The sequence below is a fragment of the Plantibacter sp. Leaf1 genome, assembly GCF_001421315.1.
GTDB lineage: Bacteria > Actinomycetota > Actinomycetes > Actinomycetales > Microbacteriaceae > Plantibacter.
The window spans coordinates 16,591-37,795 of sequence record NZ_LMJX01000002.1; the positions used below are offsets into that span (position 1 = coordinate 16,591).

Annotated in this window: 22 protein-coding genes and 1 tRNA gene; 14 read left to right on the forward strand and 9 right to left on the reverse strand. The window is 70.1% G+C overall.

The genetic code is table 11. The annotated features are described in order from the left end of the window. Positions 1–73 precede the first annotated feature (73 nt). Positions 74–721 (reverse strand): TetR/AcrR family transcriptional regulator, encoded by a 648-nt coding sequence (locus ASE44_RS02325; RefSeq protein ID WP_056005171.1) that lies wholly within the window; start codon positions 719–721, stop codon positions 74–76. A 141-nt stretch (positions 722–862) separates the two neighbouring features. Here ASE44_RS02325 and ASE44_RS02330 point away from each other — a divergent pair, with 141 nt between their 5' ends. Continuing rightward, positions 863–1,777, forward strand: coding sequence for an NUDIX domain-containing protein (locus ASE44_RS02330; protein ID WP_056777159.1), 915 nt, complete (start codon positions 863–865; stop codon positions 1,775–1,777). Between the two features lie 209 nt (positions 1,778–1,986). Beyond that, positions 1,987–3,681 carry a long-chain-fatty-acid--CoA ligase gene (locus ASE44_RS02335; RefSeq protein WP_056780771.1) on the forward strand — a complete coding sequence of 565 codons (1,695 nt, stop codon included), beginning with the start codon at positions 1,987–1,989 and terminating at the stop codon, positions 3,679–3,681. 27 nt (positions 3,682–3,708) lie between these two features. Here ASE44_RS02335 and ASE44_RS02340 read toward each other — a convergent pair whose 3' ends face one another. Beyond that, positions 3,709–3,909, reverse strand: coding sequence for a hypothetical protein (locus tag ASE44_RS02340; RefSeq protein WP_056005177.1), 201 nt, complete (start codon positions 3,907–3,909; stop codon positions 3,709–3,711). 224 nt (positions 3,910–4,133) lie between these two features. Between ASE44_RS02340 and ASE44_RS02345 the strand changes: the two genes are divergently transcribed. Beyond that, positions 4,134–4,210: transfer RNA gene (locus ASE44_RS02345), tRNA-Pro, on the forward strand. Positions 4,211–4,270: 60 nt separating this feature from the next. Here ASE44_RS02345 and ASE44_RS02350 read toward each other — a convergent pair. After that, on the reverse strand, positions 4,271–4,645 hold the full coding sequence (locus tag ASE44_RS02350; RefSeq protein ID WP_056005179.1) for a helix-turn-helix domain-containing protein: 375 nt from the start codon (positions 4,643–4,645) through the stop codon (positions 4,271–4,273). 119 nt (positions 4,646–4,764) lie between these two features. Between ASE44_RS02350 and ASE44_RS02355 the strand changes: the two genes are divergently transcribed. Continuing rightward, positions 4,765–5,130, forward strand: coding sequence for a DoxX family protein (locus ASE44_RS02355; RefSeq protein ID WP_056777162.1), 366 nt, complete (start codon positions 4,765–4,767; stop codon positions 5,128–5,130). Positions 5,131–5,164: 34 nt separating this feature from the next. On the opposite strand, the gene ASE44_RS02360 is transcribed toward ASE44_RS02355, so the two are convergent. Then, positions 5,165–6,127 (reverse strand): zinc-binding dehydrogenase, encoded by a 963-nt coding sequence (locus ASE44_RS02360; protein WP_056777166.1) that lies wholly within the window; start codon positions 6,125–6,127, stop codon positions 5,165–5,167. An 86-nt stretch (positions 6,128–6,213) separates the two neighbouring features. On the opposite strand from ASE44_RS02360, the gene ASE44_RS02365 reads away from it, so the two are divergent. Next, the gene (locus ASE44_RS02365; protein WP_157579772.1) at positions 6,214–6,843 is read left to right on the forward strand and encodes a TetR/AcrR family transcriptional regulator; all 630 of its coding nucleotides are present in this window, start codon (positions 6,214–6,216) and stop codon (positions 6,841–6,843) included. Positions 6,844–6,858: 15 nt separating this feature from the next. Here ASE44_RS02365 and ASE44_RS02370 read toward each other — a convergent pair whose 3' ends face one another. After that, the gene (locus ASE44_RS02370; RefSeq protein WP_056005188.1) at positions 6,859–7,257 is read right to left on the reverse strand and encodes a VOC family protein; all 399 of its coding nucleotides are present in this window, start codon (positions 7,255–7,257) and stop codon (positions 6,859–6,861) included. Positions 7,258–7,352: 95 nt separating this feature from the next. Here ASE44_RS02370 and ASE44_RS02375 point away from each other — a divergent pair, with 95 nt between their 5' ends. After that, the gene (locus tag ASE44_RS02375) at positions 7,353–8,345 is read left to right on the forward strand and encodes a YafY family protein (protein ID WP_056777168.1); all 993 of its coding nucleotides are present in this window, start codon (positions 7,353–7,355) and stop codon (positions 8,343–8,345) included. Between the two features lie 208 nt (positions 8,346–8,553). Beyond that, positions 8,554–9,114: an NADPH-dependent FMN reductase gene (locus ASE44_RS02380; protein WP_056005194.1), complete on the forward strand. Its 561-nt coding sequence runs from the start codon at positions 8,554–8,556 to the stop codon at positions 9,112–9,114. 105 nt (positions 9,115–9,219) lie between these two features. On the opposite strand, the gene ASE44_RS02385 is transcribed toward ASE44_RS02380, so the two are convergent. The 3 genes from ASE44_RS02385 to ASE44_RS02395 are packed head-to-tail and all read right to left on the reverse strand — an operon-like array spanning position 9,220 to position 11,626. After that, complete coding sequence (locus tag ASE44_RS02385) at positions 9,220–9,543, reverse strand: YciI family protein (RefSeq protein WP_056777171.1); 324 nt, start codon at positions 9,541–9,543, stop codon at positions 9,220–9,222. Between the two features lie 50 nt (positions 9,544–9,593). Continuing rightward, positions 9,594–11,003 (reverse strand): NAD(P)/FAD-dependent oxidoreductase, encoded by a 1,410-nt coding sequence (locus tag ASE44_RS02390; protein WP_056777174.1) that lies wholly within the window; start codon positions 11,001–11,003, stop codon positions 9,594–9,596. Then, the gene (locus ASE44_RS02395) at positions 11,000–11,626 is read right to left on the reverse strand and encodes a dihydrofolate reductase family protein (protein WP_056777176.1); all 627 of its coding nucleotides are present in this window, start codon (positions 11,624–11,626) and stop codon (positions 11,000–11,002) included. Before ASE44_RS02395 ends, ASE44_RS02390 begins: the two co-directional genes overlap by 4 nt. Before the next feature lie 184 nt (positions 11,627–11,810). Between ASE44_RS02395 and ASE44_RS02400 the strand changes: the two genes are divergently transcribed. Beyond that, on the forward strand, positions 11,811–12,296 hold the full coding sequence (locus tag ASE44_RS02400; RefSeq protein WP_056005205.1) for a glutathione peroxidase: 486 nt from the start codon (positions 11,811–11,813) through the stop codon (positions 12,294–12,296). A gap of 21 nt (positions 12,297–12,317) precedes the next feature. Here the strand turns inward: ASE44_RS02400 and ASE44_RS02405 are convergent, their stop codons facing one another. Next, positions 12,318–13,190 carry an oxidoreductase gene (locus tag ASE44_RS02405; RefSeq protein WP_056777180.1) on the reverse strand — a complete coding sequence of 291 codons (873 nt, stop codon included), beginning with the start codon at positions 13,188–13,190 and terminating at the stop codon, positions 12,318–12,320. Positions 13,191–13,391: 201 nt separating this feature from the next. On the opposite strand from ASE44_RS02405, the gene ASE44_RS02410 reads away from it, so the two are divergent. From ASE44_RS02410 to solA, 6 genes are all read left to right on the forward strand, one after another. Continuing rightward, on the forward strand, positions 13,392–13,883 hold the full coding sequence (locus tag ASE44_RS02410; RefSeq protein ID WP_056011101.1) for a PadR family transcriptional regulator: 492 nt from the start codon (positions 13,392–13,394) through the stop codon (positions 13,881–13,883). Between the two features lie 67 nt (positions 13,884–13,950). Then, on the forward strand, positions 13,951–15,648 hold the full coding sequence (locus ASE44_RS02415) for an AarF/ABC1/UbiB kinase family protein (RefSeq protein ID WP_056011104.1): 1,698 nt from the start codon (positions 13,951–13,953) through the stop codon (positions 15,646–15,648). 178 nt (positions 15,649–15,826) lie between these two features. After that, complete coding sequence (locus ASE44_RS02420) at positions 15,827–17,116, forward strand: CaiB/BaiF CoA-transferase family protein (protein WP_056005211.1); 1,290 nt, start codon at positions 15,827–15,829, stop codon at positions 17,114–17,116. Continuing rightward, positions 17,116–17,895: an enoyl-CoA hydratase/isomerase family protein gene (locus tag ASE44_RS02425; RefSeq protein WP_056777183.1), complete on the forward strand. Its 780-nt coding sequence runs from the start codon at positions 17,116–17,118 to the stop codon at positions 17,893–17,895. Before ASE44_RS02420 ends, ASE44_RS02425 begins: the two co-directional genes overlap by 1 nt. A gap of 56 nt (positions 17,896–17,951) precedes the next feature. Then, the gene (locus tag ASE44_RS02430) at positions 17,952–19,898 is read left to right on the forward strand and encodes a helix-turn-helix domain-containing protein (protein ID WP_056777185.1); all 1,947 of its coding nucleotides are present in this window, start codon (positions 17,952–17,954) and stop codon (positions 19,896–19,898) included. A gap of 145 nt (positions 19,899–20,043) precedes the next feature. After that, positions 20,044–21,204 (forward strand): N-methyl-L-tryptophan oxidase, encoded by a 1,161-nt coding sequence (solA, locus tag ASE44_RS02435; protein ID WP_056777187.1) that lies wholly within the window; start codon positions 20,044–20,046, stop codon positions 21,202–21,204. Position 21,205: the final 1 nt, after the last annotated feature.

Genomic DNA, 21,205 nt, shown 5'->3' on the forward strand with positions numbered 1-21,205 from the left:
ACTGCGGGCGCTGATGAAGGCCCGGGACCGCTCGATGAGCGATCCCGGGCCTTCGCCGTGCCGGAGCACGCGCTCAGAGGTGTTGCGGGGTGACCTCGACCGCAGGGGCGAGCACCGACTCGGCGTCCGCGTCGAACGGCCACCAGCTCGGCAGCAGTTCGCCGGTCAGCTGTAGGAACCCTTCGATGTCGCGTGGCCCCGGGGTGTCGAGCCACACGCGGGACGCGCCGACGAACCCGGCCGACACGAAGTTGGCCGCCGAGCGGATGAAGACGTCGCGCTGTTCGGGGCTGAGGGACTCCTCGTGCGGGAGGCTGATCGCTCCGCGGTCGAAGATGTCCAGGATCGTGGCGGTGAAGATCCGGTTGAGCATCGGTTGCAGGCTCGCTCCGATGACGTCGTCGTCCAGCCCGACCCGGTAGATGTCGGCGCGGTCGTCGATGTGGCGGAGGGTCGCCACGGTGAGGCGCGCGATCGCGGCGGGTGCGTCGTCAGCCGACACCGTGGCCAGGTGGGTGACGCTCAGCTCCGTCAGTTCCTCGGCCAGTACCGACTCGAGCAGCTCGCACGGTGCCGCTGCGTGTTGGTAGAAGGTCGACCGGTTGATGCCGGCGCGGGCTGCGATCTCGGAGACGGACATCTCGCTGGTGGGGCGCTTGGCGGCGAGTTCCAGGATCGTTTTGGCGAGGCGAGCCCGCGTCCTGCGTTGACGTGCGTCCATGGTGGTCCTTCGCGTGAATCGGTGGGGAGGGCGCGACTGCGTCCGATGTGCTGATATTCAAGATATAACATACTCCATCAGGTGGTGGAGAGTTTGTGCACAGCGGGCGTACGGCACGGGGTTTCGTGACAGGCTTGAAGCATGACCGACACGCATCCGCCGAGCGACCCCGTGCGCGACGCGGGCGATGCCTGGGTCGAATCCGGAGACGGCCGCAAGTTCTGGGGCCGATTCGGAGCCGCGGGTCTCTTGGTGCACGACCCCGTGCGCGGGGTGTTGCTGCAGCATCGAGCCGGATGGAGTCACTTCGGCGGAACCTGGGGCATCCCGGGTGGTGCGCGTCACCAGTTCGAGGACGCCGTCGACGGTGCCGTCCGGGAGTCGAACGAGGAGGCCGGGGTGCCGGCGGACTCGATCGAGCTCCGGTTCGCCTCCGTACTGGATCTCGGGTTCTGGTCGTACACGACGGTGATCGTCGAGGCGGTCGCACCCTTCGAACCGGTCGTCTCCGACCCCGAGAGCATCGCGCTCGCCTGGGTGCCGGTGGCGGAGGTCGAGACCTTGCCGCTGCACCCCGGCTTCGCCGACTCCTGGCCTGAGCTCCGGGCGCAGCTCGACCGCCGGGTCACCATCGTCGTCGACGTCGCCAACGTCGTCGGCTCGCAGCCGAACGGGTGGTGGAAGGACCGCGCGGGCGCCGCGCAGGGGTTCGTCTCTCGCCTGGTCGGCCTCGCCCATGACGGTGTCGACGCGTCCGCCCTCGGGCTGGACTTCGACCGGTGGTGGCCGGCATACGTCGCCGTGGTCGAGGGCCAGGCTCGTGGCGCTCGGCCGGACGCCACTGCAGCCGGGGCCGGTCCGTCATCGCGCGCGGGCGTCTCGGTCGTCGATGCGGCGGGGAGCGGCGACGACGCGATCGTCGACGTCGTCGGCGGGCTCCAGGGGGCCGTCGTGGTGGTGACCTCGGATCGCGGACTCCGCGAGCGGGTCGAGCGACTAGGTGCGACGACACGTGGCGCGGCTTGGTTGACCGATCGGCTCGACCGCACCGTCTGACCCCTGAACCGGATGCGGATCTGCGGTTGTCAAGCGGTCCGGTCGCATCCCCGGTGGAGCATACGGGTCCGCCTATCCTGGGATGATGCGTGCGGTGTGCACGGCTCGTCTGGAGGATCAGCGTGGACCATCGAGGAAAGACACCCGAGCAGCGCGAGGGCGAAGCGTCGTCGGAGCCGACCGAGGCCGGCGAGGCCCAGCGTCAGCGTCTGGCCGAGCGGCCGTGGCTGTCCTCGTACGCGAGCGGCGTGCCGGCCGACATCGACGAGGTCACCGAGACGCTCGTGGACCTGCTCGACACCTCGGTGAAGCGGTTCGGCGATCGCATCGCCCTCGAGTTCTTCGGGGCCGAGACGAGCTACAGCGAGCTCGGTGAGCAGGTCGCGCGAGCGGCTGAAGGCCTCCGGAAGCTCGGCGTGAAGCCGGGCGACCGCGTGGCGCTCGTGCTGCCGAACTGTCCGCAGCACGTCGTCGCCTTCTATGCCGCCTTGCGGCTCGGTGCGACGGTCATCGAGCACAACCCGCTGTACACGGCTCGTGAGCTGCGTCACCAGTTCGAAGACCACGGAGCGCACGTCGCGATCGTGTGGGACAAGGTCTACGACCTCGTGGCAGACCTGCCGGCGGACGTCATGCGCGGCCGGATCGTCTCCGTCGACATCACCCAGGCCCTGCCGCTGTCGAAGCGCCTGGCGCTGCGGCTGCCCGTGAAGCGTGCGCGCGAGTCGCGAGCGGCGATGACCGCAACTCCGTCGGCGAAGCACGTGCTCCCGTGGGAGCGGCTGATCGGCGGCCGCAAGCTGTCGAAGCGGGTCGTGCGGCCGACGCTCGACGACACCGCACTCCTGCAGTACACGAGCGGGACGACCGGAGCGCCGAAGGGCGCCATCCTGACGCATCGGAACCTGCGGGCGAACGCCGCCCAGGGGCGCGCCTGGGTGCCCGGGCTGAGCGAGGGCGAGGAGATCTTCTACGGCGTCCTGCCCCTGTTCCACGCGTACGGGATGACGCTGTGCCTGACGTTCGCGATGAGCATCGGTGCGCGGCTCGTGCTCTTCCCGAAGTTCGATCTGGAACTGGTGCTCACGGCGGCTAAGAAGTCGCCGCCGACGTTCCTGCCGGCGGTGCCGCCGATCTACGACGCGTTGTCGCGTGCTTCGACCCGGAAGGGTGTCGACCTGACGAGTGTGCGGTTCGCGATCTCCGGAGCGATGAGCCTGCCGGTGTCGACGGTCACGCGGTGGGAAGAGGCGACCGGTGGGCTGCTCGTCGAGGGCTATGGAATGACGGAGTCGTCGCCGGTCGCGCTCGGCAACCCGATCGGTCCGTCGCGTCGGCCGGGCACCGTGGGTGTGCCGTTCCCGAGCACCGAGATCCGCGTCGTCGATCCCGAGCACCCGGACGTCGACCGCCCGGCGGGGGAGGCCGGCGAGTTGCTGCTCCGTGGCCCGCAGGTGTTCCAGGGCTACTGGGGCCGCGCCGATGAAACCCGCGAAGCGCTGCTCGAAGGTGGCTGGTTGCGGACCGGCGACATCGTGACGGTGTCGGCGGACGGTTTCGTGACCGTCATCGACCGGGTGAAGGAGCTCATCATCACCGGCGGGTTCAACGTGAGCCCCTCCGAGGTGGAGGAGACGCTGCTGTCGCACCCGGACGTCGAGTCGGCCGCGGTGGTCGGACTGCCGCGCGACTCCGGTGGCGAAGATGTGACGGCTGCGGTCGTCATGCGCGCCGGGACGGTGTTCGACGCCGGATCGCTGCGCGACTACTGCCGTACCCGTCTGACGGCGTACAAGGTGCCGAAGCGGGTCGTGCAGCTCGACGAGCTGCCCACGTCGCTCATCGGCAAGGTGCTGCGCCGCAAGGTGCGCGATCAGCTCGTCGACGCCCGAAAGGCCGAATAGCGGCTGCCGGCGGGCGAGCGCCGGTGGTCAGCCGCGGGACTCGGGGTGCAGCCAGTGGCGCACGACGGGGATGAGCAGTGACAGCGCGACGAAGGTGATGGCGCCGCCGATGATGGCGTCGTCGATCGGCGTGTTCCGGCTGACCTGCACGATGCCCGAGACGATCGCGACGGGCAGGGCGGTGAGTGCCGCGACGCGGACCTCTTTCCAGTAGTGGCTGTAGCGCATGATGGTCCTTCGTCGGGCGGCCGCAATGGCCGGCTCATCCTGTCGCGCGGGTGCGGACGAGTCACGGTAGCGTGCCCCGTTCGAGGGTGGGCAGGGGAGACCTCCCGTGTGTCGTGACGGCGGTGCGCTCGGTCGCCGGCACGACCGTCGGAGACGTGTCACGAGGTGGTCGCCGGATCCGCTAGACTGTTCGAGTTGTCTTCTCCGCTCAGCGGAGATGGCATCGGGCTGTGGCGCAGCTTGGTAGCGCACTTGACTGGGGGTCAAGGGGTCGCAGGTTCAAATCCTGTCAGCCCGACCATGAAGTCCCGGAAACCGTCTGGTTTCCGGGACTTTTTCGTTGGTGGCAGGGCGGCAACGGTCAGAAGCGCTCGTCGTACGCGTTCCGATTCGCTTCGATCGTCGGGACGTGCTCGCCGGCCCACTCGGCGAGCGCCACCGCATGGGGAATCAGTGATTCGGCGAGGTCTGTCAGCTCGTACTCGACCCGCGGTGGCACCTCGGCGAAAGCGGTGCGGGTGATGAGTCCGTCGCGTTCCAGGTTCCGCAGGGTGAGGGTGAGCATGCGTCGGGAGATGCCCGGGATGCGCTGCTCGAGCTCGGTGAATCGGAATGGGCCGTCGTGGAGTGTCGCGATGAGGAGAAGTGCCCACTTGTCGGCGATGCGGTCGAGGAGGGAGCGGATGGCTTTGCCCTGATCGCCTCGGACGGAACACAGCCTTGCGTAGCGGAACATGGCACCTCTCGCGACTCGGTCACACGCGTGTGCCTTTTGTACGCCGGTCCGATCCGGTCCACACTTGCTTTGGTTACCTATCGTAACCATCGACGCACACACGCACTCGGAGGTTGCACATGGTCATCGCCTATTGGATCGTCGCAGGACTGCTCGCGGTCCTGTACCTGTACTCGGGCGGCATGAAGCTCGTCCGCTCGGCGGAGCAGCTGCGCCCCATGATGGCCTGGGTCGACACCATGCCGCTCTCGGCCGTTCGCGTGGTCGGCGCCCTCGAGATCCTGGGCGTGGTCGGCCTGATCCTGCCACCGATCGTGGGCGTCCTCGCCTGGCTGACCGTCGCGGCCGCGGTCGGCCTCGTCCTCGTGCAGGTCGGTGGCATCACCGTGCACCTGCGTCGCGGCGAGGTCCGCGTCCTCGGACTGAACGTCGTCCTGCTGGTGCTCGCCGCGATCGAGGTCTGGCTGGCATCCGTCTGGCTGTAGCGGTGGCGGATCGGTGCCTGCCACGTCAGCCGACTCAGGGGACGAGCACGACGCGCCCGAATACGTCCCCGGCGTCCATGAGACGGTGCGCCTCGGCTGCGTCGCTCAGCGGCAGGGTGTCGTGGACCACCGGCGAGAGCGCGCCTCGGACGGCGTCATCGAACACCTCGGCTCGCACCCGGGCGAGTTCCGCGTGCGGCACGGTGTCGAGGCTCAGGGTCCCGAAGGTGATCGATCGGCGGAATCCGGCCAGGAGAGCCGTGCCGAAGTCGGCGGGCGGGAACCCGCCCACCACGCCCACGGCGATCAGGCGGCCGTTCGGCGAGAGCCGCTCGATGAACCCCGGGAGATGGGGACCGCCGACGATGTCGAGGATGACGTCGAACTCCGCCGGGGCGTCCACATCGCCTGCGCCGGAGCGGTCGAGCACGTGGGTTGCACCGAACGCCCGCAGACGTCCCCCGCGTTCGGAAGACGAGGCGGTGACGGCGATGACGCCGGCGCCGGCACGAGCGGCCAGCTCGACGCCGGCCAGGCCGATACTCCCGGCGGCCCCGCGCACGAGGACGGATTCGCCCTGGGCCAGGCGAGCGCGTTCGAGCGCGAAGTGCGCGACCGGGAACGCACTGCCCAGCGTGACCGCCTGGACAGACGTCAGGTCGGACGGCAGCTCGACGATCTCGTCAGCGCGCGCGATCACGTACTCGGCGTACGCGCCCGAGGTCCCCGTGAACGCCCAGACCCGTCGACCGAGCCATGCGGGGTCGACGTCAGGCCCGGTCGCGGTGATGACGCCGGCGGCTTCACTCCCCGGGATCATCCCCGAGTCCCGCGCGGCTTCGGCGATGCCGCCCCGGCGGATCACGACGTCGACCCCGCCGACGCCGACGGCCTCCGTTCGAACGAGGACCTCGCCGACCCCGGGCGTGGGGACGGGCAGGTCCGTCACCTCCATCCCACTCGGGTCGCCGAAGGTCCGGATGATCACTGCGCGCATGGGTGCACTCCGTTTCGCGGCGGGGGATCTGACCCGCCTCCCGAAACGTAATGGACGCACCCGTCCACTTGAGTAATGTGAGACACATGTCCGCGACACTGCCTCAGAACCTGCGTTCCGACGCGCAGGAGAACCGTGACCGCGTCCTCGCGGCAGCCCGCGAGCTGTTCGGGACCGACGGTCTCCACGTGACGATGCGAGAGATCGCCCGACGAGCCGGTGTCGGGCCGGCCACCCTCTACCGGCGGTTCCCGACCAAAGCCGATCTCGTCAGAGCCGCCTTCGAGAACGAGCTCGGCGACTGCCGCTCGATTGTGGTCGACGCCCTCGCGGACGTCGACCCCTGGCGTGGATTCCGCAGCATCATCGAGGAGGTTTTGGTCCTCAACGCTCGGAACCAGGGGTTCACGGACGCGTTCCTCGCCGCCTACCCCGATGCCGTCGACTTCCGGACCCAGCGTGAACAGGCCGTGCGCGCGATCACCGCCGTCGCTCGTCGTGCCATCGACGCCGGTGCGCTGCGCGCGGACTTCGTCCTCGACGACTTCCTCGTGATCCTGCTCGCGGCTCGCGGACTCTCGAGGACGACGGAGACGGAGCGCGTCCGAGCCGCGCGACGCTACGCCGCACTCGTGATCGACGGACTGCGTGCGTCCGACCGGCACGGACCGCTCCCTCCCGCGCCGCGACTCATCCCGAGCGTCATCCCGACGTAGGCCGCGGCTGCAGGTTCACGATGCGACGCGTTCACCTGCGTCAGCGGTGATCGGCGTGAAGACGTTCACGAGGTTGCCGTCGGGGTCACGGAACAGGAGCGACCGGTTGCCCCACGGCATGTCCGTCGGCTCGTTCACGAACGTCTCCACGACGCCCTGCAGCGTCGCGTAGATCGCATCGACGTCGTCGACGAGCAGGTCGAGGATGACGGACCGATTGGCACGGGGCGCGGCGGCGTTCTCACCCAGCAGCGGAATGGTCGCCGAACTGGCGATCGCGAGGGTGCCGGTGTCGGTGCGCACCTCGGCGAAGAGCGGATGCAAGCGTGCCGCGGTCACACCGGTGACTCGTTCGTAGAACGCAACCATGCGGTCCACGTCGTCGGTGATGATCCGGGTGGCTGCGAGTCGCATGAAGTCTCCTTGGTTCGGTGTGGTTGCCGCTCGTGCGGCGGCCGTCCCGACGATAGAAGCAATACCGGGCAGAAATTGCCCGGTATTCTGAGGTCATGGCACGATCGGGCTCGTCGACCTCTCGCGCGCTGCAGCTCCTCGAGTTGCTCCAGTCGGCGGAGATCCGCACCGTGCCTGAACTGGCCGAGCGGTTGGGCGTCGATGAGCGCACCGTGCGCCGCACCGTGCAGCGTCTCGTGGACATGGAGGTGCCGATCGAGTCGGTGCGCGGCCGCTACGGCGGGTACCGCCTGGCCGGCGGACGCGGAGTGTCGCCGCTGATGCTCACTGACGAGGAGGCGGTCGCCGTCTTCCTCGGCTTGAGCGAAGCCCAGTCGACCTCCGGCTCCCCGGATGTCGCGGCGCAGATCGCTCTCGCGAAGATCCGGCGTTCCCTCCCCGCCGCATCCCTAGAGCGCATCGAAGCGGTCATCGACGCCGCAGCGTTGAACCAGTCGCGCCTCGACGTACCTGATGCCGGCATCCTGCTCACCGTCTCCGACGCACTTCGCTCGCGGCGTCCGCTGGAGTTGCGCTACCGCGACGTGGAGGAAACGCCTTCGCGCCGCACGGTGCATCCACTCGACCTGCTCGTCCATTCCGGTCGCTGGTACTTGGATGCGTTCGACGTCGAGCGAGCGGAGGACCGCACCTTCCGTGTCGACCGGATCCGATCCGCGCGGACGCTGCCCGGCGTGCTCTCGACCCCGGTATCCCGAGCGGAGCGTCCTCGACTCGTCGACCGCTTCGCGGGGGCGGACTACCGATGGCACATCCGGTTGCGCATCCAGGCGACCGTCCCGCAGATTCGGGCCCACCTCCCAGAGAGCGTGGCCATGGTGGAGTCGATCGAGGACGCACCCGGCTGGCATCGGCTTTCGATCCGAGCCAAACGCCTCGACTGGCTTCCAGCGGTGATCGCCGGGCTGGGAGATCACGCGGTGATCGTCGACGAACCTGAAGACCTCAGAAACCTCCTCCACGCGACAGCGACGCGGATGCTCCGCATCGCGCGCGGTGCTGACACGGCACCACCAGTCGCCGACTAGCGTGCGGTGGACGTCGAGGGGCTGATGCTCAGCGCCACTCGTCAGCGAGCCCGGCCACGGCAGCGCCGACACGAGCACGCCCCCGCGCCCGAAGGCAACCCCTGTCCCGTCGACGACGCCGGCGGCCGCACCGGGCTACAGTGCGAGCCAGGCACCACCACGTCCCGTGACTCGCGGGACAGGCACGCACATCGAAGGAGAGCACCCCATGTCAGACCTCCGTATCGCCATCATCCTCGGCAGCACCCGCCCGGGCCGCAACGGCAAGGCCGTCGCCGATTGGGTCGTCGAGCAGGCCGCCGGTCGGAGCGCCAGCTACGAGCTCATCGACCTGCTCGACCACCCCCTGCCCCTCCTCGACGAGCCGACGCCGCCGTCGTTCGGCGCGTACGAGAACGAGCACACGAAGGCCTGGGCGGCGACGATCGCGCCCTACGACGGATTCGTCTTCGTCACGCCCGAGTACAACCACTCCACGTCCGCTGTCCTGAAGAACGCCATCGACTACCTGTACGCCGAGTGGAACAACAAGGCCGCCGGGTTCGTGGCATGGGGCAGCCTCGGCGGCGCGCGCGCGATCGAGCACCTTCGCGGCATCAGCGCCGAACTGCAGATCGCGGATGTGCGGCAGCAGCTGAGCTTCTCGCTCTTCGCCGACTTCGAGGACTTCAGCACCTTCACGCCCGGGCCGCAGCACACCGAGGCCGCCGGGGTGCTCTTCGACCAGCTCGAGGCGTGGGCGGGCGCTCTGAAACCACTCCGCGCCTGATCGAAGGACTGCACGCTCGGCGATCCCGCCGTGCGCCGAGGGGAGCGAGCACGACGACGTGCTGGGGGATCCTCCGCCCGGGTGTCCGCTCAGCCCGTCGGCTTCCTACGCGCCCGGGAAGGGACGCAGCTCCAGGCGGCCGTTGCGAGCCATCGGGTGGCGGGCGGCGATGTCGAGCGCCTCGTCGAGGTCGGCGCAGTCGAGGATGTCGAAGCCCCAGAGGGTGTCGGTCGCGCCCGGGATCGGGCCGTTGGTGACGAGCCGCTCGCCGGCGCGGACACGGACGCCGCGCGCCTCACTCGGATCGAGCACATCCCCGAGGAGACGCCGGCCAGTCGAGTCCAGCTCCTGGACCCAGCGGTCGACGTCGGCGTCATCGGTCGGGTCGTCGGGCACGGGGTCCGCGAGGACGAACATCATGAATCGCATCAGGCGCTTCCTCTCTGTCGGCGCGCATGGGAGCGCACTCGTCGTTGCTCTCAGGCCTGGGCGGCGACCGGTACTGCGCTGTCGTCGCGCCAGAGGGTGTCGATGGGGATGGCCTGGCCGAGGACCCGCTCGGCGGCGCGATGCCCGGAGTGCAGGGCGGCCGACACCGTCGCCGGGTCGTCCGTCCACGTCGCCTCACCGGCGAGGTGCAGGACACCGCCGACCGGGGTCGCGAGGGCGTCGTGGTCCTCGGTCGTCGAGCCGACGGTCATGTAGGCATAGGACCCACGCGTGAAGGGGTCCTCGTGCCAGCGGGTGATGTGCACCTCCGTTGGTTCCTCGACGCGCTCGCCGTAGAGGCGCCGCAGCTGCTCGAGGATCGACTCCACGACGCGCGAGTCCTCCCAGCCGCGGATCTCCACGGCCGTCGGGCCGGCGGCGAAGGTGAGGAGTGCGGGGGAGCCGTGCGCCGACGTCAGGTCGTACCAGGAGTGCCAGCGACGACTCTCCGGCCCCTGCTGCCTGACGGCGTAGACGTCCTCGTCCCAGAACCGCCGCTCGAACCGGAGGAACACCTTCTCGAACGCGTTCATCCGCAACCGGGAGAGCGCACCTGCCACCGGCTCCGGCAGCGGGGGATCGATCGTGAACGCCTCCGACTGCAACACACCGACCGGCACCGTCACCACCGCCGAGCCCGCGTGCAGCACCAGCCCGCCCGTCGGCCCCTGGGCAGCGACCTCGACGCCGTCCGCGGACCACCGGACGCTCGTCACCACGTGCTCCAGGCGCACGTCGAGCCCCTCGGACAGCCGTCGGGGGAGCACGTCGTAGCCGTCGGGGAACACGACCTCGTCACCGTCGATCGCATCGTCGTCGAGGCCGTGCGCCGCGAGGTCCTCGATCCACGCGCCGTACTGCTCCTCCGAACGATGCTCCAGGTACTCGCGGACCCGCTGCACCCGCTCGGTGTCCCACGCCTGCAGGGCGAGTGCCGCCTCGGTCACGTCGCGATACGAGGCGTCAGGAGCGGACTCGGCGACCACCCCGAGCAGGCTCGCGTCGAGCGCGTGGACGTCCTCGGCGAAGCCGCGAGCGTCGGCGTCCGACAGGCGCTCGCCGTCGGGACCGTAGTAGGTGATCGGCCGGCTGTCTGGTTGGTAGCCGCCGACGGTGAATTCCACCGTCCGCATCCCGAACGCCTCGGCCGCCGCAGCGACGGCACTGTCCGTCACCCCGTGCACCCACGACGCACCGAGATCGGTCACCAGGCCGTCGCGGCGCTCGGTCGACACGCGCCCGCCGACCCGGTCCCGCGCCTCGAGCACGACGACCGTCCGACCGGCGGCCGCGAGGAGCCGTGCGGCGACGAGGCCGGCGACACCCGCGCCCACGACGACCGTGTCGAAGCGGGCGTCAGCGGACGGGCGGGATGCGGACGCGTCGTCAGACCCGCTCATCGAGGGTCACCCATGTCGCCGGTCGCCGGTGCGCCGTCCACGCGCTCATAGCGGAGGTGGACGGTGCCGGCGGGCGAGGTGGTCGCCGGTCCCAGCAGCCGCAACGACGACGGCACCGTCCCGTCGGCGAAGACGCGCTTGCCCGTGCCGAGCGTGATCGGATACACCCAGAGGTTCAGCTGATCGAACAGGGCCTCCGCGAAGAGGGTCTGCACGAGATCGAGACTGCCGATGACGTGGATCTGCGCGTGACGCTCGCGCAGGTCCCGAACGGCCTTCGGGAGGTCGGGTCCGAGCTGTGTCGAGTTCGCCCACGCCAGGTCCCGCGGCTCACGCGACGCGACGACCTTCGGCAGGCGGTTGAAGAGCCTGGCGATGCCGTCGTCCTGACCGCCTTCCTGCTGCGGCCAGTACCCGGCGAAGATGTCGTAGGTCCGTCGTCCGAGGAGGAGGGCGTCCATGCCGACCATGCCGGCATCGATCTGCTGACCGTCGACCTCGTCGATGAGCGGCGCCTGCCACCCGCCGAACGGGAACCCGCCGCTGGGATCCTCCTCGGGCCCACCCGGCGCCTGAGCGACGCCGTCGAGGGTCATGAAGAGGTCGATGTGGATGCGCCCCATGTCCTGCTCCGATCTGCTGCACTCACGATCCACCGGAGGGAGAGCCCTGTCAACGGCTGTCGGCTGAGAACGCACTGACGAAAGGACGCCGGGCGCCTCGAGGGCGAGTAGCGTTCGAGGAGGCACGCACGCGCCTCACGACGCCTGTGGACGAAGCCGACCCGCTGATGAGAGGCACCGCACCATGACCGATCTGGACACCATCCCCGTCACCACCCTCGACGGCCGCGACACCACCCTGGCGGAGTGGGACGGCAAGGCGAAACTCGTCGTCAACGTCGCCAGCCGCTGTGGTCTCGCCCCGCAGTACGAGAAGCTCGAGGCCCTCCAGAAGGAGTACGCCGACCGCGGCTTCACCGTGATCGGCTTCCCGAGCAACCAGTTCCTGCAGGAGCTCGGCGACAACGAGAAGATCGCCGAATACTGCTCGGCCACCTGGGGTGTCACCTTCCCGATGATGGACAAGGTGAAGGTCAACGGCCGGAACCGTCACCCGCTCTACCAGGAGCTCGTGAAGACCGCCGACGCCAACGGCAAAGCCGGCAACGTCAAGTGGAACTTCGAGAAGTTCCTCATCGCCCCCGACGGCACCGTGCACCGCTTCCGTCCGACGACCGAACCCGATGCTCCCGAGGTCATCGCGGCGATCGAGGAGAGCCTGCCCGCCTAGCGGTCTGGCGTCCGGCGCCGATCAGGCGAAGGTCACGCCGGTGAGTGCCTCCGCCGTGGACCAGAGTTCGGCGGCGACGTGTTCGTCGCGCGCCGCCGAGCTCCGGCCGACGGGCTTCGGATCGCCGCGCATCTCACCGAAGCCGGTTGGTCCGTAGTAGCCGCCCGGTTCGACGTCGGGCGACACCGCCGCGTAGAGCGTCGGGAGCGCGCCCATCTCGGCGCTCTGGCCGAGGAGTCGCGTTCCCCAGCCGAGGAGCGGTCCCTGCGCGGACTCGGTGTGGGACTGGAGTTCGGTCGACGCGAAGCCGGGGTGCGCCGCGACGGACAGCACGGGGGAGCCGTTCGCCGTGAGGCGTCGCTGCAGCTCGGCCGAGAACATGAGGTCGGCGAGTTTCGACTGGCCGTAGGCGGCCCAGCGTCGGTACCTCCGGCTCCGCCAGTTGAGATCGGCCAGGTCGATCGTGCCGGCCCGGTGGGCGGCGCTCGACAGGGTCACGACCCGCGTCGTGATGCGGTCCAACAGCAGGCCGGTGAGCGCGAAGGGGCCGAGGAAGTTGGTACCGATCTGCATCTCGAAGCCGTCGGCCGTGCGGCGCTCGGGCACCGCCATGACCCCGGCGTTGTTCACGAGCACGTCGACCCCATCGACGCCCTCGGCGAAGCGGCGGATCGATGCGAGGTCGGCGAGGTCGAGCCGGCGCACCTCGACATCGCCCGTCATCGTCGACGCGGCCCGCGCACCCTTCTCGATGTCGCGGCAGGCGAGGATGACGGTTGCGCCGTGCGCGGCGAGTTCCCGAGCCGTGACGGCCCCGATCCCGCTGTTCGCGCCGGTCACGATCACGGTGCGGCCGTGCTGGTCGGGGATGTCTGCTGTCGTCCAAGCGCTCATGTGGCCGAGGTTACGCCATCCTGTTTTCTTGCGACTACACATATCGTTCACAGCTTCACCGATATATCGTTGAGCATCGTTCACGAACTACGAAGGAGAGCAATCATGGGTGGATTCCCAAGCGGTGGCGCAGGATTCGGTGGCGCAGGATTCGGGAACGGTGGCGGATTCGGCAGCGGAGCCGGCTTCGGTACCGAGAACATGTGGCAGATGATGGAACAGCTGCGTTCCAAGTTCGAGAAGAGCGCCGGATCGCGCGCGGGCCGCGGCGACGTCCGCTCCGCCGTGCTGGCCCTGCTGGCCGAGCAGCCGATGCACGGCTACCAGATCATCCGCGAGATCGACGAGCGCAGTGGCGGCTCCTGGAAGCCGAGCGCCGGCTCGGTCTACCCGACCCTGCAGCTGCTCTCCGACGAGGGCATCATCACGGCCGAGGAGTCGGGCGGTCGGAAGACCTACGCCCTGACCGAGGCCGGCCGCGACGAGGTCGCCGAGTCCGGAGCGACCGCTCCGTGGCAGACCGGTGAGTCGTCCGAGCACCCCGGCATCACCGCGCTGCCGAAGGCCGGCGTCGAGCTGGCCCAGGCTGCCGCGCAGGTCGGCCGGACCGGTTCGCCCGAGCAGGTCCAGCAGGCCGTCGCGGTCCTCGACGAAGCTCGCAAGCGCCTCTACGCGATCCTCGCCCAGGACTGACCGGGTGTCGTCGACCGGCGGGACGCCCAGCGATTCAGCGTCCCGTTTCGGCGACGTCCCAGGCGTCGTGCGGGCCGGTGTCCACACCGGCCCGCCCGCCGACGGGCGCGCGCGGTACCGCCGCATCCTCAGGTTCGCGAGCTGGCATCTGGCCAACGCATGGTGGTTCGAGATCGTGCTGCCGCGCTTCGGGCTCATCAAGCTGACCGAGCGCACCCGCACGCGCCGGATGCAGCGGTTCGCCCGCCGCTTCCACGTGCTCGCCGTCGATCTCGGCGGACTCATGATCAAGGTCGGGCAGTTCATGTCGTCCCGGCTCGACGTCCTGCCGCCGGAGATCACCAAGGAGCTCGAAGGCCTGCAGGACGAGGTGCCGCCGGTCGCGTTCCCGGAGATCCGCGCGCTCGCCGAGTCGGAGCTCCGTGTGCCCCTGTCGCAGGTGTTCTCCACCATCGACGAACGGGCGGTGGCCGCCGCCTCCCTCGGCCAGGCCCACCGCGCACATCTCGTCCCCTCGCTTGCGGCGGACTCCGGCCTCGACGCCGTCGTGCTCAAGGTGCAGCGTCCCGGTATCGACCGGATCGTCGCCGTCGACCTCGCCGCGCTGCGGAAGGTCGGCGGATGGCTCCGGCGCGTCCGCCTCGTCTCGGACCGCGTCGACATGCCTGCGCTCGTCGAGGAGTTCGCCGCGACGAGCCTGGAGGAGATCGACTACCTCCACGAGGCCGCCAGTTCCGAACGCTTCGCCGCCGACTTCGCCGGTGACGACCGCGTGGGCGTCCCCGCCGTCGTGTGGGAACGGACCTCGCAACGCGTGCTGACGCTCGAGGACGTCACCGCGATCAAGATCACCGACACCGAGGCGCTCCTGGCCGCCGGGATCGATCCGGCCGAGGTGGCCCCGGTGTTCGCGGCGGTCATGTTCGACCAGCTGTTCACCAACGGGTTCTTCCACGCCGATCCGCACCCCGGCAACATCTTCGTCACGCCGATCTCCGCCGCCCCGGGTGAGCGCTCCTGGAAACTGACGTTCATCGACTTCGGCATGATGGGCGAGGTCCCGCCGACGACGCGGCGCGGCCTGCGGAAGCTCCTCATCGCCGCCGCCTCCCGCGACGGCAAGGGACTCGTCGGCGCGATCCGCGACCTCGGGGTCCTCCTGCCCTCGGCGGACACGACCGAGCTGGAGCGCGCGATGACGGCCCTCTTCGGGCGGTTCGGCGGCATGGGGTTCGCCGAGCTCCGCGACGTCGACCCGAAGGAGTTCCGCGACTTCGGCAACCAGTTCAGCGAGGTCGTGCGGGCGCTGCCGTTCCAGCTGCCGGAGAACTTCCTGCTCATCATCCGTGCCATCTCGCTCACCTCGGGCGTCTGCAGTTCGCTCGATCCCCAGTTCAACCTGTGGGACTCCGTCGAGCCGTACGCGGCGCAGCTCCTGCGCGACGAACGCGGCAACGTCGTCCAGGACCTCGGCCGGGAGGCGCTCGAGATCGCGACGGTCGCGGCCCGACTGCCGAAGCGTCTCGACGCGGTCATCACGCGGGTCGAGGACGGCTCCGTCGCCGTCACCAACCCGCGGTTGGAGCAGCGGATCGCACGACTCGATCGCACGACGGGCAGGGTCGTCTCGGCGGTGCTGTTCGCCGCCCTGCTCGTGGCCGGCACCGTCCTCCGGATCGACGACGCCGTGCTCGGCACCGTCTTCATGTCGGTCTCCGCCCTGCCACTGCTCCACGCGTTGTTCTCCGGACGTCGCGGGCGGTAGGCGCGCGGCATGTGCCGCGACCGTCGCGCAGGCGTCGGTTGTGGTGCCGGAGGACATGTCGATGCCCTCGTCCGCGGTGACAGGATCGCCACGCACCGGCGGGACCGTTCCGCGGTGCAGAGCGGAGTGACATGCGCAGGCGACCACAGACCACCGTCCCGACGTCGGGTGGCACCCGATGATCGACGAGGATCTGCGGGTCCGGCTCGCCGACCTCGGCGGGTTCGACACGGAACGCGGTTCGCTCGCCGGGGTCGTCGTGGTCGACGTGACCCGGGTCGTCGCCGGGCCGTACTGCTCGATGGTCCTCGCGGACCTCGGAGCCACGGTGATCAAGGTCGAACACCCGGACGAACCCGACTACACCCGCACGTTCCCGCCGTTGCTGCCGGCTGCGGACGACGCCGACGGGCAGCCGGTCGAGGACCCGGCGCTCAGCGGGTTCTTCGCACAGTACAACCGCAACAAGTTGGGTGTCACGGCCAACCTCCGGCACCCGTCCGGCGCCGCGCTCCTCGAACATCTGGTGGCCAGGGCCGACGTCCTCGTCGAGAACTTCCGACCGGGCACGATGGACCGGCTCGGGCTCGGGTACGAGCGGCTCCGAGAGGTCAACCCGCGCCTCGTCTACGCCGCGCTCAGCGGATACGGCCAGACCGGACCGTCCCGTGGTCGACCGGCCTACGACAACAGCGCCCAGGCGACCGGAGGTCTCTGGTCGATGAACGGGCCGGCCGGTGGCCCACCGACACGGGTCGGCACGATCATCGGCGACCTCGCGGCCAGTCTCTACGGCACCATCGGCGTCCTCGCTGCACTCCGGCACGCCGAGAGCACCGGGGACGGGCAGCTCGTCGACATCTCGCAGCAGGACTCGGTGCTCACCCTGACCGAGAACGCCGTCGTGGCGTATACGACCGAGGGCACGATGCCGACCCCGCTCGGCAACGCCCACCCGTTCGTGCGCCCGTACGAGGCGTTCCCCTGCCGGGACGGCTTCGTTTTCTTCGGCGGGTACACCGACAAGTTCTGGAAGCTGTCCTGCGAGCTGTTCGGCGGTCCGGACGAGTACGAGGCCCATCCGGACCTCCAGGCGATGGCGGACCGGTTCGACGAGGAGGTCTACGAGCGGGCGGTCCGTCCGATCATCGAGCGCTGGTTCGCGGATCGCACGAAGGCGGAACTGGAGGCGCTCGCCGGGGACCTCGTCCCGCTCAGTGCCGTCAAGGACATCGGCGAGGTGGTAGCCGACCCGCAGATCGTCGCCAGGGACATGGTCGTCGAGACCGCCTACCCGGGCTTCGGCCCGCTCCGGACGTTCGGTTCCCCCGTCAAGCTGCAGGGAACCCCACCGCGGACGACCGGCCGGGCGCCGGCGACCGGGGCCCACACGGCCGCGGTCCTCCGGGAGCTGCTCGACTACGATCAAGCAGCCATCGACGAGCTCCGCTCCGCCGGGACCATCTGATGGACGGCGTCCGCCTCGACCGCTCCGGAGCGACGGCCGTCATCACCATCGATCGCCCGGACAAGCTCAACGCGCTGACCCTCGCTATGTACGACCAGCTCGGCGCGGCGTTCGCCGAGGTCCGCGACGATCCCCGGATCGGCGTCGCGATCCTGACGGGTGCGGGGGAGCGGGCGTTCTGCGTCGGCGCAGACCTCGGGGAGTCGATCCCCGCGCTGGCCGAGGGGCGATTCGACATCAGCGAGTGGGACGCCGCCCACCAGAAGCACACCACCCTCGACAAACCGGTCATCGGGGCGGTCAACGGCCTCTGCCTCGGAGGCGGGTTCGAGATCCTGCTGTCCACCGACATCCGTGTCGCTGCCGACCACGCGACGTTCGCGCTGCCCGAGACGGGGATCGGTGTGGTGCCTGCAGGAGGCACCCTCAGCCGGTTGGTGCGCCAGATCCCGTACGCCTTCGCTATGGACCTCATGCTGCGCGGCGGGCGGATCGACGCTGCGACGGCCGCCCGGTACGGCATCGTCAACCAGGTGGTCCCGGCCGCCGAGCTGACGGACACCGCGCACCGCCTCGCGGACGAGCTCCTCGCGCGGAGCGGCACCGCGCTCGCCACGGTCAAACGCGCGGTGCGGGAGCTGTCCGCGTTGCCGCTGGAGGAGGCCTTCCACCGTGAGGCGGTGCTCGGACAGGCCGCGTTCACGAGCGACGACGCACGGGCCGGCCTGGCGGCGTTCGCCGCGCGCACGCCACCGGTCTTCCCCTCACGGGCGTCCTAGACTGAGGCCACCCTGCTCGAGGTGGACGCGGTCCGCCCCACGCTGATGGAGGCCTCATGCGTCCCCCGACCGCTTCCGACGACGTCCGCGCGGACGTCGAGCCCTCCTCGGCGACCGCGACGTTCGCGCTCGACCTCCTCGCCGCCTCCCGCGCGGAGCCGGGACGCCCGGGCGCCGGCGTCGAGGATCTCCTCAGCCGGGCGGGACTCGACGGGGCCGACGCCGAGGCCGTGGTCGAGTCCGTCCGCGAAGCACAGGTACGGGGTGCACGGCAGCGCCGTCGGGCGAGCGAGCTCGAGGCGCTCTTCTCCACCGCTCGCGAGCTGGTCCGCCTCCAGGACGTCGACGAGGTCCTCGGCCGTCTCGTGGAACGGGCCCATCAGCTCATGGGCACCGACGTCACGTACCTCTCCGAGGTCGAGAACACCAGGGGCGACCTCCGCGTCCGGCACTCCGTCGGCACGGTGACCCCGGGGTTCCGGGACCTCGCGGTGCCCGCCGGGGTGGGACTCGCCAGCCTGGTCGCCGGCACGCGGGAACCCGCCTGGGTCGCACGGTACGAGACGATGACCGAGGCCGGGCACGACGACCGCATCGATGCCGCCGTCCGGGCCGAAGGACTCGTGTCGTTCCTCGGCGTCCCGCTCGCGGTCGGTGACGAGGTGCTCGGTGCGTTGTTCGCGTGCAACCGCTTCGGCTACGACTACACCCCGGACGACGTCCTCCTGCTCTCCGCGTTCGCCGACCACGCCGCGGCGGTCCTGCACACCGCACGGGCGCTCGCCGAACGCGCTGCGGCCGTCGTGCGCGCCGAGGAGGCGTATCGCGAACTGGAGCGACACCTCGCCGCCACGGAGCTGGCGAGCGGTATCCACGAGGAGCTCACCTCGGCGGCGATGTCGGGCGGGACCGTCGTGGACCTCGTCGCCACCGTGTCGCGCCGGATCGGTCGGCGGGTGTGGGTGCTCGACGACCAGGCACGACTGCTCGACGGCACGGGGGAGCTGCCGAGCCGCACCGTGCTCCGCGACGCGGTCGCCCGGAGTCAGGTGAGCGGGCACGCCGAAGCGGTCGAGGCTCGGGATCGCGCGTGGCTCGTCGTGGCGATCGTGGGCGCCGACCGGGTGCTCGGGTCCATCCTCGCGGAGGACGGACCCGATCCCGCCGACCGGGTCGTCCGACGCACCCTGGAACGGGCCGCCCAGGTCGCCGCCCTGGTCTCCTTCAAACGCGACGCCGTGGTCGCCCTGCGCGCCGAGCGTCGTGCGCACTGGCTCCTGGCCGTCGTCGACGGCGGTGCCTCGGAGCCGTCAGCGGACGTCGAGCCCGCTCTGCTCGCGCTGACGCTCGGGGCGTGCGCCGTGATCGACGTGTTGGAGCGGGACGTCGCCGATGCGGCGTTCGTCGCCGCCGGTGCCGTCGGCGATGACGGCGTCGTCGCCCGACGCGACCATCGGGTGATCATCGCCTGGGCGGTCGACGATGCGATCGAGGCCACCGAGCGGGTCCGGCGGCTGCTGGCCGACCGGCTGCACGAGCCGGCGCTCACCGCGGTGGTCTGTACCGGGCTGCTCGGCCGGGCGGACCTCGGGCCCGCGGTCGAGCGAGCCGCCGCCGATCTGCGGTTCCTGCGACCGCTCGGCATCGAGGCCACCACGGTCCCCTCAGCCGGTCTCGCGCCGTACCACGCGCTCTCCTCCGGGGAGCCGACCTCGGTGATCCGCTTCGTCGACGAGCTCCTCGGGCCGGTGCTCGGGTGGGACGAACGTCGTGGGACCGCGCTCTTCGACACCCTGGCCTGCTACTTCGACGGCGGTGAGAGCCGGCACGCCGTGTCGAAACGACTCCGGATCCACCCGAACACCGTGCAGCAGCGGCTCGATCGCATCCGGTCCCTCCTCGTCGGCGACTGGGACGACAGCGAGTTCCGGTTCCGGGTGCAGGCGGCCGCCCGACTCGAACGCCTCCGACGCTCCCTGCGTGAGGCCCATCCGACGAGCTGAGCCCTTCGGGTCGGATCGGGTCCGCCGGCCGGTCGTTCCGACACATCGTCAGCCCGCAAACATGGGTCGAAGATCCATAGGACGCATTTCCCTGCTCCACCACACTTGCCTGAATCGAACGGGCAAGCATGAGGGAGCACCACGGATGGAATCATTCGACGTCGCGGTTGTCGGCATGGGAGCCCTCGGCAGTGCGGCCGCCTACCACCTCGCCAGGCGGGGTGCGAAGGTCGTCGCCTTCGAACAGTTCGAGCTCGGACACGTTCGCGGTGCCTCCCACGACACCTCGCGGATCGTCCGGACGTCGTACGGCGCACCCCAGTATGTGCGGCTCGCGCAGTCGGCCTACCGTGACTGGGCGGACCTGGAGCAGGAGTCGGGCGAACGGCTGCTCACCATCACCGGTGGCGTCATCTTCCTCCCGGTCGACGGACCCTACTCCGCCTCCGACTTCACCGCGGCGCTCGAGGAGCGCGGTGTGCCGCACGAACTCCTGACGCCCGCCGAGGTGCAGGAACGGTGGCCGCAGTTCCGGATCCCGGAGAACGTCGAGACGGTGTACACCGCGGACACCGGTATCGCCCATGCGGCCCGCACCGTGGCCACGCTCCAGCTCCGAGCTCGGGCGCTCGGCGCCGACATCCGCGACCGCACGCGGGTCGACGCCCTCATTCCGGACGGACAGGGCGTCGTCGTGCAGACCTCGGCCGGCACCGTCCGCGCCGGCAAGGTCGTCCTCGCCGCCGACGCCTGGGCGAACGAACTCCTCGAACCCCTCGGCGCGGCGATCCCGCTCGACGTCATGCAGGAGCAGGTCACCTACTTCCGCCCATCGGACGCCGAGCTGCTCGACCGCGAGCGGTTCCCGGTGTGGATCTGGGAGGACGAGGAGTGCTACTACGGGTTCCCGACCTTCGGCGAACCGACCGTGAAGGCCGCCCGTGACGTCTCGGAGAACCGCATGTCGCCGGCCGAGCGCACCTTCGTGCCGTCGCCGGAGCTCACCGGACAGCTGGCCGACTTCATGGCGGACCTCGTGCCGGCGTCCGGACCGGAACTCCGCACCGTGACCTGTCAGTACGCGCTCACCCCCGACCGGAACTTCGTCCTCGGCCCGCTCGACGAGCATCCCGACGTCATCGTCGCCCTCGCCGCCGGGCACGGATTCAAGTTCACGCCCGCGTTCGGCCGGATCCTCGCGGAGCTCGCCCTCGACGGTGAGACGAGCGACGACGTCTCGAGCTTCCGCCCGTCGCAGGCACGCCGTGCCGACCGCGTCTCACCGATGCCGATCTCCGCGAGCTGAT

Excerpts from the sequence above, each read along its gene's own strand:
- ASE44_RS02325 (WP_056005171.1), bottom strand. The coding sequence starts at position 721 with ATGGACGCACGTCAACGCAGGACGCGGGCTCGCCTCGCCAAAACGATC.
- ASE44_RS02330 (WP_056777159.1), top strand. The coding sequence starts at position 863 with ATGACCGACACGCATCCGCCGAGCGACCCCGTGCGCGACGCGGGCGAT.
- ASE44_RS02340 (WP_056005177.1), bottom strand. The coding sequence starts at position 3,909 with ATGCGCTACAGCCACTACTGGAAAGAGGTCCGCGTCGCGGCACTCACC.
- ASE44_RS02350 (WP_056005179.1), bottom strand. The coding sequence starts at position 4,645 with ATGTTCCGCTACGCAAGGCTGTGTTCCGTCCGAGGCGATCAGGGCAAA.
- ASE44_RS02355 (WP_056777162.1), top strand. The coding sequence starts at position 4,765 with ATGGTCATCGCCTATTGGATCGTCGCAGGACTGCTCGCGGTCCTGTAC.
- ASE44_RS02360 (WP_056777166.1), bottom strand. The coding sequence starts at position 6,127 with ATGCGCGCAGTGATCATCCGGACCTTCGGCGACCCGAGTGGGATGGAG.
- ASE44_RS02365 (WP_157579772.1), top strand. The coding sequence starts at position 6,214 with ATGTCCGCGACACTGCCTCAGAACCTGCGTTCCGACGCGCAGGAGAAC.
- ASE44_RS02370 (WP_056005188.1), bottom strand. The coding sequence starts at position 7,257 with ATGCGACTCGCAGCCACCCGGATCATCACCGACGACGTGGACCGCATG.
- ASE44_RS02375 (WP_056777168.1), top strand. The coding sequence starts at position 7,353 with ATGGCACGATCGGGCTCGTCGACCTCTCGCGCGCTGCAGCTCCTCGAG.
- ASE44_RS02380 (WP_056005194.1), top strand. The coding sequence starts at position 8,554 with ATGTCAGACCTCCGTATCGCCATCATCCTCGGCAGCACCCGCCCGGGC.
- ASE44_RS02385 (WP_056777171.1), bottom strand. The coding sequence starts at position 9,543 with ATGCGATTCATGATGTTCGTCCTCGCGGACCCCGTGCCCGACGACCCG.
- ASE44_RS02390 (WP_056777174.1), bottom strand. The coding sequence starts at position 11,003 with ATGAGCGGGTCTGACGACGCGTCCGCATCCCGCCCGTCCGCTGACGCC.
- ASE44_RS02395 (WP_056777176.1), bottom strand. The coding sequence starts at position 11,626 with ATGGGGCGCATCCACATCGACCTCTTCATGACCCTCGACGGCGTCGCT.
- ASE44_RS02400 (WP_056005205.1), top strand. The coding sequence starts at position 11,811 with ATGACCGATCTGGACACCATCCCCGTCACCACCCTCGACGGCCGCGAC.
- ASE44_RS02405 (WP_056777180.1), bottom strand. The coding sequence starts at position 13,190 with ATGAGCGCTTGGACGACAGCAGACATCCCCGACCAGCACGGCCGCACC.
- ASE44_RS02410 (WP_056011101.1), top strand. The coding sequence starts at position 13,392 with ATGTGGCAGATGATGGAACAGCTGCGTTCCAAGTTCGAGAAGAGCGCC.
- ASE44_RS02420 (WP_056005211.1), top strand. The coding sequence starts at position 15,827 with ATGATCGACGAGGATCTGCGGGTCCGGCTCGCCGACCTCGGCGGGTTC.
- ASE44_RS02425 (WP_056777183.1), top strand. The coding sequence starts at position 17,116 with ATGGACGGCGTCCGCCTCGACCGCTCCGGAGCGACGGCCGTCATCACC.
- ASE44_RS02430 (WP_056777185.1), top strand. The coding sequence starts at position 17,952 with ATGCGTCCCCCGACCGCTTCCGACGACGTCCGCGCGGACGTCGAGCCC.
- solA (WP_056777187.1), top strand. The coding sequence starts at position 20,044 with ATGGAATCATTCGACGTCGCGGTTGTCGGCATGGGAGCCCTCGGCAGT.